This is a genomic window from Campylobacter sp. CFSAN093227, from assembly GCF_012897855.1.
GTDB lineage: Bacteria > Campylobacterota > Campylobacteria > Campylobacterales > Campylobacteraceae > Campylobacter_D > Campylobacter_D jejuni.
The window spans coordinates 340,345-350,592 of record NZ_CP040610.1; the positions used below are offsets into that span (position 1 = coordinate 340,345).

Here is a 10,248-nt window from a genome sequence, read left to right on the forward strand (position 1 = left end):
TGCCTTGAAAAATTAAATTAAAAATTGTAATATTTATTACAAAAATTTTTGGCTAATTATATCTTAATTTTGGTTAATAAAATTATTTTTAAGCTTTGGATCCATTGATCCCATTTAGAAAAACGTTTACAACAAATTCAACATGTTCTTTTTGTTCTTTTTTATTTTTTAAACGAGCATTAATTAAAACATTAAGATGATGATAAGGTTCTTTTAACATAGTGTAAAAAAGAACAGCAAGTTTTTCTGCATTTTTTTTCATATAAGAATTATTTTGTTGCTTGAAAAAATCCATAAGTATGTTATAGGAAAAATTTTGTTGATTGTTTTCTATCCAATTGGCAAGATGTCTATCTTTGTCATAAACTTGAGAATAGATAATTTTACCAAAAGCTACAGCTTCTGGTTGATTGAAAATTTCTATAAAAGCTAAACCAAAAGAAGTTAAAATTTCTTTTAAAGTGCCATTTTCAATTTCTTGTGTTTTGGAATAAATAAGATGAAAGTGTTTTTTACATATGTCATCTAAAATTTCAAAGAATAGCCCTTCTTTACTTTTAAAACCATCATAAATATTAGAATAAGATCCTCCAGATAATTTAATAATATCACTCAAACTTGTTTCTTGGTATCCTTTTGTTAAAAAAAGCTCTAAGGCCACTGCTTTGATTTTTTCTTGTCTGGCTAAAACTTTTTGTGATGGTGTTCTATTTGAGTTCATTTTTATCCTTTATAAGAGTGCTTTTAGGGTATACAAATATACTTTTTCTAAAAACCGAAATTTTTTCATTATCCTTTGCGTAAGCTTTTATATGTAAAGGAAAGATTACGTCTTTTTTATCATTATTTGCTAAATTTTTTGTAGCCCTGATAACAACTATTTTTTTGACTTGTTCTCCTGCTTTTAATTTAAAAGGTTTGTTTGGTCTTATGATTTCAATTCCATCATTTATTCCTTCTAAATTTGCTGTAAAATAATATTCATGAGGTTTAGAATCTGTATTTTGAAACAAAAAGGTATAAGCATTTGAAATGACTAATTCACCTTTAACATTTGAAATATTATATAATTCACTACTACGATTGATATTTAAAAGCATGCTTTCTTTTTTGCTTCCCATGATGATTAAAGCCAGTAAAGCAATTAGAAGAACTATAAAATATGCTATCGTTCTAAATCTTAAATAATGAACCTTAGAACGCGTTTCAATAGCTTTTGCACTTGTCCAATTGATCAAACTTGGACGATTAAATTTGCTTTGAACCTTAGAGCAAGCATCGGCACATTCAAGACAATTAATACATTCAAGTTGCATTCCTTTGCGTATGTCAATATGAGTTGGACAGATGCTAACACAGGCTTCGCAACCTATGCATTCTCCCTCAGGCGGTTTTTTATGAAGTTTGGTGTGTCCATCATAGATCAAGCCCCCGCGTTTTTCATCGTAGATCACTTGCATTGTATCATGATCGAACATTACAGATTGTATTCTTGCATAAGGACAGACATAAACACAAAATTTTTCTTGTAAATAGGTAATATCCAAAGTAAAAAGTAAGCTAGCACAAAATAAAATTCCAAGTAAAAGTAGATGCTCGCCAGGATTTTGAATATAATTGAAAAAATCTTCAGGAGGAATAAAGTACCAAAGTAAATTACTAACAGCAACTAAAGATATAAAATAAAAAATTATTACTCCAAGAAATTTTTTAAAATATTGTCCCTCATATTCTTTTTGTTTGTTATTGATATTTTTGCGAATTTTAAGAAATTTAGTTTGTATGATATCTCTATATATAACTCTAAAAATCGTTTGTGGACAACTCCAAGCACACCAAATTCTTCCACCTAAAGTTGTAATAAAAAAAATAAATAAAAAAAGAAATATAAGAACAAAAGGCATGAGATAAAATTCTTGTGTTGAAAAAGAAATAAAAAATAGATTTAATTTAGAGTGATCAAAACTTAAAAGAAAAAAATGATTCTCATTAATTCTTATGAAAGGTAGGGCAAATATGATAATACTTGCAATTAAATATACAAAATATCGTTCTTTTGTATAGTTTGTAATGTGTCCTTGCATTTTTAGACCTTAAATTATAATTTTTTAGTACTTTGTAATTAAGGATTATAACCGATAAAAACTAAAACAATTTTTAAATGCTTTCTAAGTTAGAATTAATAAGAAGTGTTTTATAATTATATTTCACAACAAAAATTTACACAGAAAGGTGGTGAGGACTGTGCCAGGAATCAAGGTGCATCCTAACGAGTCTTTTGATGAAGCGTATCGTAAATTCAAAAAACAAGTAGATAGAAATCTAGTTGTGACTGAAGTAAGAGCAAGAAGATTTTTTGAGCCTATGACTGAAATTCGCAAAAAACAAAAAATTTCAGCACGCAAAAAAATGCTTAAAAGACTTTATATGCTTAGACGCTACGAGTCAAGACTCTAACCCAAAAGCCCGAAAGGGCTTTTTTATATCTACAAACTTCATTTGGTATTAAATTAAAAAGTATTTATTATTTTTTGTTAAAATTTCTAATTTAAATTTTCTGTTTTTAGGATAAACTTATGAAAAAAATCAAAAAAATCATTCAAATTGGTATGATAGGTGGTTTAGCAGCTGTTGCTGGAGGTGCTTTAGCAGGTTGTGGAAGTAATAATGACAATTCAGATACTTTAAATCAAGCAGCTAATGCTCAAGGAGCTTTTGTAATTATCGAAGAAACAGCTCCAGGGCAGTATAAAATCAAAGATCAATATCCAAGTGATGAAACAAGGGTAGTTTTAAAAGATCTTAATGGCACAGAAAGAATTTTATCCAAAGAAGAAATGGATGCTTTGATTAAAGAAGAAGCAGCTAAAATTGATAATGGAACTTCAAATTTAACTAAAGACAATGGACAAATCAGTAGTGGGGGATTGAGTTTAGGGGAAACTTTACTTGCAAGTGCTGCAGGTGCTATTTTAGGAAGTTGGATAGGTTCAAAACTTTTCAATAATCAAAATTTTGCCAACCAACAACGCGGTGCTTTTTCAAATCAAAGTGCTTATCAAAGGAGTGTTAATAGTTTTAATAAAGCAGGCACAACAAGCTCTGCTTCAAGTGCTAAAAAATCAGGCTTTTTTGGCGGAGGCTCTAAAGCCACAAGTTCTAGTTCTTCTTTTGGTTCTTAAGGATAAATAATGCAATTACTACAAGTAGATAAACTTCAAAAAGATTATTTAGAAAATATAGGTTTTTCTTGGCATACAGATGAAGATGGAAGTGATTATATTAGCAATAAGTTAGTTTGTGTTAAGGAAAGTGAAGCTAATGCTTATTATGAAGCGGTAAATGAGCTTTATGATATGTTTATTGCTGCAGCGCAAGAAGTGATTGATAATGATCGTTTTGATGAGCTTGGAATTCCTTTTAATCTTATTGATGCAATTAAGATGAGTTGGGAAAATGAGGTTCATTGGCATTTATATGGGCGTTTTGATTTAGCGGGTGGACTTGATGGCAAGCCTATAAAACTTATAGAATTTAATGCTGATACCCCTACTGCTCTTTTTGAAAGTGCGATTTTACAATGGGCACTTTTAAAACAAAATGGAATGGATGAAAGCGCACAATTTAATAGCATTTATGAAAGTTTGATGGATAATTTTAAAAGACTTATTACCCTTGATGAAAGTGTTGAAGGGTTTGAAGAGCATTATCAAGGATGGAAAATTCTTTTTTCAAGTGTTGCAGGAAGTAAAGAAGAAGAAATCACTACAAAATTGCTTGCACATATAGCCAATGAAGCAGGTTTTCAAACTAATTTTTCCTTTGTGGATGAGGTGGAATTTAGCGAAGAGGGTATTTTTAAAGAGGGCGAAAATTATGAGTATTGGTTTAAGCTTATTCCTTGGGAAGATATAGCCATAGAAGAGGGTGAACTTGCCATGCTTTTAACTCAAATCATGCGTAATCAAAGAGCAATTATTTTAAATCCTGCTTATACGCTTTTATTTCAATCTAAGGGAATTTTAAAAATTCTATGGGAACTTTATCCAAATCATCCATTACTTTTAGAAACAAAAGATACTCCTTTGGAAGGTAAAAACTATGTTAAAAAACCTGTTTTTGGTAGAGAAGGTGCAAATATCAGTATAATTAAAGATGGAAAAACTTTGCATGAGAATGTAGGTCCTTATGGGAATAATAAGGCTATTTATCAAGAATATGTAGAGTTTAATTCATGTGAAAACGAATACTATCAAGCAGGTGTTTTCTTTGCTTATGAAGGGTGTGGCTTAGGATTTAGAAAAGGAGGACTTGTGCTTGATAATTATTCTAAATTTGTAGGACATATTATAAAGGATTGAAAAATGAAAATTGTTTGTTTAGATGCGGCAACTTTAGGGGATTATGATTTAAGTGTTTTTGAAAAATTTGGTTCTTTGCAAATTTATACCACAACAAATAAAGAGCAAACCATAGAGCGTTTAAAAGATGCTAATGTCGCCATGACAAACAAGGTTGTAATTGATAAAGATGTGATTGATGCTTGTAAAAATTTAAAACTCATTTTGGAAACTGCTACAGGTGTTAATAATATCGATATTGAGTATGCTAAAGAAAAAGGTATTATTGTAAAAAATGCTGCTGGGTATTCTACTATGAGTGTGGTGCAACATACTTTTGCGTTTATGTTTGCTTTTTTAAATCAAGTGCTTTATTATGACAAATGGAGCAAAGAGGGTAAATGGTGTGAAAGTCCTATTTTTACAGATTATAGTAGAATTTTAAACACCTTAAGTGGTAAAAAACATGGTATTATAGGTTTAGGAACCATAGGTAAAGAAGTGGCAAAAATTTCAAAGGCTTTTGGAGCCGAAATTTATTATTATTCTACGAGTGGAGCTAATAAAAACGCAGATTTTGTACATTTGGAATTAAAAGATTTATTAAAAACTTGCGATATTATAAGTATCCACGCACCTTTAAATGAAAAAACCAAAAATTTACTCGCCTTTGAAGAATTAAAGCTTTTAAAAGATAATGCGATTTTGATTAATGTAGGAAGAGGTGGGATTGTCAATGAAAATGATTTAGCTAAAATCATAGATGAAAAAAATATTCGTGTAGGGCTTGATGTTTTAGAAATTGAACCTATGATGAAAAATCATCCACTTTTAAGCATTAAAAATAAAGAAAATCTTATTATCACTCCTCATGTTGCGTGGGCGAGCAAGGAGGCTTTAAATGCTTTAATGGATATAGTTTATAATAATTTAAAAGAATGGATAGAAAATGGCAAGTGAACATAGTTTTGATATTTCAGCAGCTTTAGATAAACAAGAGTTAAAAAATGCTTTTGAACAAGCTAAAAAAGAACTTGATAGTCGTTATGACTTAAAAGGAATTAAGTGTGAGATTGATTTAAGCGAAAAAGAGAGTATTTTTAAACTCAGTTCTTCTAGTGAAGGAAAGCTTGATGTTTTAAAAGATATAGTGATTTCTAAACTTATCAAAAGAGGAATTAATCCTAATGCTATTGAAGAGCTTTCTCGTGAAAGTGGAGCAATGTTTCGTTTAAATTTGAAAGCAAACGATGCTATTGATAGTGAAAATGCCAAAAAAATCAATAAAGCTATCAAAGATAGCAAACTTAAAGTTAATTCTTCGATTCGTGGTGAAGAAATTCGTGTTGTAGCAAAACAAATTGATGATTTACAAGCTGTGATGAAGCTTGTAAAAGAGCTTGATTTAGAGTTAAATATCAGTTTTAAAAATCTTAAATAAGGTCAAATTTGAAGCATTGTTTAGCTCTGTGTTTTATTTTTTTTCTTTGTGCTTGTAGTGTGAAAAATCAAAATTTTTCGAGTCAAAGCTTGATGGTTTTGATTGCTTCTCCTATGATAAAAATCAATGACGCAGCTTTTTTAAAAAAAGAAAATAATGCTTTAAATTTAGAAGTTTATAAACTAGGGCAAGCTTTTTTTGAACTCAAAATCAAAGATAAAATTTGTATCAATGCAGTGTGTTATGATAAAAAAGTGTTTAATCAAAAATTTTTTAAAAATGTATATTATGATGATATTTTAAGTGATATTTTAAAGGCAAATGCTTTATGGCAGGGTAAAAATTTAGAAAAAACTGATTGTGGTTTTGAACAAAATTTAAAAGCAAAAAATTATGAAATTTTTTATCAAGTTTGTGATAATAAAGTAAGTTTTTTTGATAAAATTTCACATACTAAAATTATCTTAACGCATATTCAAAATTAAAGGATAGAGTTTGAAATTTTTTTTACTGGTATTTTGCTTTGTAAATCTAGCTTTAGCGCAAGTTTATAAAGGTGAATTGTATTTTTATCATTTGCAGGATAAAGAAATTTTTGCCATAGTTTATGATAATGCGCCTATGACTCCACTTTTTGACAGGGATAAAAATCAAACAAGTTCTAGTTTTTTAATTATTGATGATATAAATGGAAATTTAGAGATTCCGCTCGTTAAGACAAATGATTTTTGGCAGGATGAGCGTAAAAAATATAAAATCAATTCTTCTAAAATGCTTACATATGATAATAAAAATTTTCAAGGAGAAAATTTAGGAACAACTACTTTAGAACTTGTTGAAACGCAAGATGGCATTCGTATAAAGCGTAGTCTTGATTTTATAGGTTTTAATGATGATTTTAAAGAATTTCATCCTGTTCATAAGAGTGTATTTAGTTTTGAACAAATTCGCCAAAAGCCTATTTTTTTACAAGATGGAAAAATTAGTTTTGAAGAATGGTATTATTTTTATGAAGATGGTATGAGCCGTGCTATTTTAGAGTTAAATAATTTTGTTTATGATATTAATGCTCACGCATTTGTAAAACTAAATGATTTGTATAATACTAAAAATCAAAAATTTCAAAATCTTTTACATGAGAAGCTTAAAAATACATGTGATGAGTGTTTTGAAGATCTGCAAAATTTACAATTTAATAATAATTTTTTGCTTAATAATGGAAAACTAAAAATTTGTTATCTACCTTTTGAAGGTCATTTTTTAGATGAAAATATTTGCGTAGAATTTAACGAAGATGAGCTTAAGGAATTTAAAAAATAATGGAAAAATTAAAAAATTTTTTAAGTTTGAAAAATATAGAAGATACTCAAATTTATAAAGAGCTTAAGTGTGCTAAAAATGAGGCTTTGATTCTTAGAGAACTTTGTAGAAATTATGTCGTTTCTATTTCTTCTATCAATGCCTTTACTTTATTATCGACAATTTTTGGAAATGATAAGTATCTTTATCTTGATGCTTTGGAGGATTTAAAAAAACTTATCGAAAGAGGTTTTGTAAATCAAAATTCGAGTTTTTTTAAAAGTTTAGAAAATAATAAAACTCAAACATTAACTCTTGCCTTATTGCAAAGTGAGCTTAGTCTAAGTGAATATTTTTTAGAATTTTTAGAAGCAAAACCTCGTTTAAATTTTGAGAAACAAGAGGCTTATGCAGATTATTTAGAATATTTAAAAGATGAATTTGCGCGTATTCAATTATACGAAAGATTAAGTTTTATACAAAAAAGTGCTTATAATAGTGAAATAAAAAATCAAATTAAACTTTATGAAAAACATATCAAAGAAAGACTAAAAAAAAGTAAATTTTATAATGTATTGGCTGATATTTTTAAAGAATACAATCTTGAACATAAAGAACAAATTATTTTTCTAGCACTTTTAAAAGAAGAATACGCCTTAAGTAATGAAAGTTCGATTTCTAGAGAAATGAATTCTTTACTTTCTTTAATCAGTGAAAATGATTTAGAAAGGCATAAAAATAAAAAACTATTACAAGAAAATGCTCCTCTTTTAAACTTAATCGAGTATGATGAATATTTAAATGCTTTTGGAGATATTTCTAAAAGTTTTTTTATTATCGATGAAATTTTACAAAGAATTATAAATTTTGAACCAAAACAAAGTAAAAAAATCAAAATTGAAAGTGTTTTAAAAGATCAAGATATTTTCGAGCTTATAGAACCAAGCACTGACATCAATGATATTATTATGCCTGAAAATACAAAAGAGCTTTTAGAAAATATTTTAAAACAACAAGATAAAAAAGTCCTAGAAAGACTTCATTCTTGGGGTATAAAGAGTAATAAAAATATAGAAGCTAAAATTATTTTTTATGGTCCTGCTGGTACTGGAAAAACTATGTCAGCTTTAGCTATGGCTAAATCAATGAAAAAATCTGTTCTTAGTTTTGACTGTTCTAAAATTTTGAGCAAATGGGTTGGAGAGAGTGAGCAAAATGTAAGAAAAATTTTTGATACTTATAAAAATATCGTGCAAACTTGTAAACAAAGTCCTATTTTACTTCTCAATGAAGCTGATCAGTTTTTAAGTACGCGTGTAGATGGAAGTAGTGGTAGCGATAAAATGCATAATCAAATGCAAAATATATTCTTAGAGCAAATTGAGCGTTTTAGTGGTGTGATTATCGCTACGACAAATTTTTTAGAAAGCTTAGATAGTGCATTTTCAAGAAGATTTGATTATAAGATAGAATTTAAAAAACCTGATTTTAAAGATAGGCTTAAAATTTGGGAAAAATTTCTACCTAAAAAAGCATTATTTGAAAAAGATTTTGATATAAATATTTTATCAAATTATGAATTAAGTGGAGCACAAATTTTAATGGTGGTGAAGAATACAGCTTTGAAAGTAGCTGTATCAAAAGATGGGGTTTTTAAAATGCAAGATTTTATAGAAAGCATACAAAAAGAATTAAATTCAAGTTTTGATAAAAGTAAGATTGTTGGATTTTAACTTTTTTAATGTTTTTGTATAGCGAACTATAAAATAAAACAAAGCTATAATTAAAGCACTCCATTCCCAAAACATAGGAATTTTTGGGGTTAAAAAATAATGATAACTTGCCAAAACTAAGCATAAATATCCTAGTTTTCTGATTTTACTAAGTTTTTTAAAGATTTTAAAAGAACTTAAAAGCATTAAAAATATGATTAAAAATGCGATAAATCCACTTGCTTCTAATAAACGATGTGAAATATCATCGAAAAGCCTTAAAATTTGAGCATTTCTATCAAAAATAAAATAATTTAAAAAGTGCAAAATCGCCCAAAAAGCTGCAAAAATACCTAAAATTTTAGGATAATTTTTTGTTTTTTTAAATTTAAGTAAAGAAAATAAAAGACTTAAATTTAAAAAGATTAAAGCAAATATTCCAGTGTAAATATAGGCTTCTTTTACAAAATCAAAGGCTTTTATGATATGATAAAAGCCATAGATTAAACTTATGATAAAGCTAAAATAAGCAAGAAATTTAAAGTATTTTGTCTGCATTAAAAATTCACTTTCAAGTCCATGTTTTTATATAAACTTGCCACTTCTTTTTCATAACCATTAAACATTAAAGTAGGCTTGGTAAAGAAGTCTCCTAAAGCCCTTTCGTTAGCTTGAGACCATCTAGGATGAGAAACATTAGGATTGACATTGGCATAAAAACCATATTCACTTGGAGCGTAACTTTCCCAAGTGGATTTAGGCTGTTCTTTAGTAAATTCTATTTTAACTATAGATTTAATACTTTTAAAGCCATATTTCCAAGGAACAACAAGGCGTATTGGAGCACCATTTTGAGGCTTTAAGGCTTTTTTATACATTCCTACTGCAAGCAAGGTAAGAGGATGCATAGCTTCATCCATGCGAAGTCCTTCTACATAAGGATAGTCTATAGTTGGAAATAAAGCGTCTTGATCGGGAAATTGACTCTTATCTAAAAGAGTGGTGAATTTAACAAATTTTGCCTCGCTTGTAGGTTTTGCCATTTCAATCAAACGACGCAATTCAAAGCCTACCCAAGGTACCACCATAGACCAAGTTTCAACACAGCGAAAACGATAAATTCTTTCTTCTAGTGGAAATTTTAAAATATCTTCCATGCTTAAAGTTAAAGGTTTTTCTATTTCTCCACTGATATCGATTTTCCAATTTTGAGTATTGAAATTTTGTGCCAATGATACAGCCTTTCTTTTATCTGTTGAAAATTCATAAAAATTGACATAATTTGTAGCCAGTTCTTCATCGCTGATTTCAAGTTTGTTTGGATTAGTATCGCTTGTGAAATTTAAAGCAGATAGTTTAGAAGCAAGCACGCTTGAACTTATTAAAGCACCCGCTCCAAGTTTTAAAAAATCTCTTCTTTTTTTATATAAATTCTCAGGAGTTATAATCATAATTT

12 protein-coding genes are annotated in these 10,248 nt (G+C 28.4%); 8 read left to right on the forward strand and 4 right to left on the reverse strand.

Annotated elements, in window-relative coordinates; translation table 11 throughout:
* Window positions 1–88 precede the first annotated feature (88 nt).
* Window positions 89–721, reverse strand: a complete 633-nt coding sequence (gene cmeR / locus FBF06_RS01785) for a multidrug efflux system transcriptional regulator CmeR (RefSeq protein WP_168977507.1) — start codon at window positions 719–721, stop codon at window positions 89–91.
* Window positions 708–2,084 (reverse strand): cytochrome c oxidase accessory protein CcoG, encoded by a 1,377-nt coding sequence (ccoG, locus tag FBF06_RS01790; RefSeq protein WP_002868682.1) that lies wholly within the window; start codon window positions 2,082–2,084, stop codon window positions 708–710. Before ccoG ends, cmeR begins: the two co-directional genes overlap by 14 nt.
* A 160-nt stretch (window positions 2,085–2,244) precedes the next feature.
* On the opposite strand from ccoG, the gene rpsU reads away from it, so the two are divergent.
* The 8 genes from rpsU to FBF06_RS01830 all read left to right on the forward strand — a co-directional run bounded on the left by rpsU (window position 2,245) and on the right by FBF06_RS01830 (window position 8,813).
* Window positions 2,245–2,457 carry a 30S ribosomal protein S21 gene (gene rpsU, locus FBF06_RS01795; RefSeq protein WP_002780697.1) on the forward strand — a complete coding sequence of 71 codons (213 nt, stop codon included), beginning with the start codon at window positions 2,245–2,247 and terminating at the stop codon, window positions 2,455–2,457.
* Between the two features lie 119 nt (window positions 2,458–2,576).
* Window positions 2,577–3,182, forward strand: a complete 606-nt coding sequence (locus tag FBF06_RS01800; protein WP_002868683.1) for a UPF0323 family lipoprotein — start codon at window positions 2,577–2,579, stop codon at window positions 3,180–3,182.
* Window positions 3,183–3,191: 9 nt separating this feature from the next.
* Complete coding sequence (locus tag FBF06_RS01805) at window positions 3,192–4,361, forward strand: glutathionylspermidine synthase family protein (protein ID WP_002868684.1); 1,170 nt, start codon at window positions 3,192–3,194, stop codon at window positions 4,359–4,361.
* Between the two features lie 3 nt (window positions 4,362–4,364).
* Window positions 4,365–5,300 carry a D-2-hydroxyacid dehydrogenase gene (locus FBF06_RS01810; protein ID WP_002854730.1) on the forward strand — a complete coding sequence of 312 codons (936 nt, stop codon included), beginning with the start codon at window positions 4,365–4,367 and terminating at the stop codon, window positions 5,298–5,300.
* Entirely contained in the window at window positions 5,290–5,781 is a 492-nt protein-coding gene (locus FBF06_RS01815) for a YajQ family cyclic di-GMP-binding protein (RefSeq protein ID WP_052791660.1), read from the forward strand. The genes FBF06_RS01810 and FBF06_RS01815 overlap by 11 nt, the downstream gene beginning before the upstream one ends.
* Window positions 5,782–5,789: 8 nt before the next feature.
* Window positions 5,790–6,266 carry a hypothetical protein gene (locus FBF06_RS01820; protein WP_002854442.1) on the forward strand — a complete coding sequence of 159 codons (477 nt, stop codon included), beginning with the start codon at window positions 5,790–5,792 and terminating at the stop codon, window positions 6,264–6,266.
* Between the two features lie 10 nt (window positions 6,267–6,276).
* On the forward strand, window positions 6,277–7,101 hold the full coding sequence (locus FBF06_RS01825) for a hypothetical protein (RefSeq protein WP_002868686.1): 825 nt from the start codon (window positions 6,277–6,279) through the stop codon (window positions 7,099–7,101).
* Entirely contained in the window at window positions 7,101–8,813 is a 1,713-nt protein-coding gene (locus FBF06_RS01830; RefSeq protein ID WP_002854291.1) for an ATP-binding protein, read from the forward strand. The genes FBF06_RS01825 and FBF06_RS01830 overlap by 1 nt, the downstream gene beginning before the upstream one ends.
* On the opposite strand, the gene FBF06_RS01835 is transcribed toward FBF06_RS01830, so the two are convergent.
* Together FBF06_RS01835 and msrP are read right to left on the reverse strand one after the other, a co-directional pair.
* Window positions 8,778–9,350 (reverse strand): sulfite oxidase heme-binding subunit YedZ, encoded by a 573-nt coding sequence (locus FBF06_RS01835; RefSeq protein WP_002857273.1) that lies wholly within the window; start codon window positions 9,348–9,350, stop codon window positions 8,778–8,780. The two genes, FBF06_RS01830 and FBF06_RS01835, sit on opposite strands and share 36 nt — an antisense overlap.
* Window positions 9,350–10,243, reverse strand: coding sequence for a protein-methionine-sulfoxide reductase catalytic subunit MsrP (gene msrP / locus FBF06_RS01840; protein ID WP_002872445.1), 894 nt, complete (start codon window positions 10,241–10,243; stop codon window positions 9,350–9,352). The genes FBF06_RS01835 and msrP overlap by 1 nt, the downstream gene beginning before the upstream one ends.
* Between the last annotated feature and the right edge of the window lie 5 nt (window positions 10,244–10,248).

What these genes read in the sequence shown, in the direction of transcription:
- FBF06_RS01810 (WP_002854730.1), top strand. Translation starts at nt 4,365, where the DNA reads ATGAAAATTGTTTGTTTAGATGCGGCAACTTTAGGGGATTATGATTTA.
- cmeR (WP_168977507.1), bottom strand. Translation starts at nt 721, where the DNA reads ATGAACTCAAATAGAACACCATCACAAAAAGTTTTAGCCAGACAAGAA.
- msrP (WP_002872445.1), bottom strand. Translation starts at nt 10,243, where the DNA reads ATGATTATAACTCCTGAGAATTTATATAAAAAAAGAAGAGATTTTTTA.
- ccoG (WP_002868682.1), bottom strand. Translation starts at nt 2,084, where the DNA reads ATGCAAGGACACATTACAAACTATACAAAAGAACGATATTTTGTATAT.
- FBF06_RS01835 (WP_002857273.1), bottom strand. Translation starts at nt 9,350, where the DNA reads ATGCAGACAAAATACTTTAAATTTCTTGCTTATTTTAGCTTTATCATA.
- FBF06_RS01815 (WP_052791660.1), top strand. Translation starts at nt 5,290, where the DNA reads ATGGCAAGTGAACATAGTTTTGATATTTCAGCAGCTTTAGATAAACAA.
- FBF06_RS01830 (WP_002854291.1), top strand. Translation starts at nt 7,101, where the DNA reads ATGGAAAAATTAAAAAATTTTTTAAGTTTGAAAAATATAGAAGATACT.
- FBF06_RS01800 (WP_002868683.1), top strand. Translation starts at nt 2,577, where the DNA reads ATGAAAAAAATCAAAAAAATCATTCAAATTGGTATGATAGGTGGTTTA.
- FBF06_RS01805 (WP_002868684.1), top strand. Translation starts at nt 3,192, where the DNA reads ATGCAATTACTACAAGTAGATAAACTTCAAAAAGATTATTTAGAAAAT.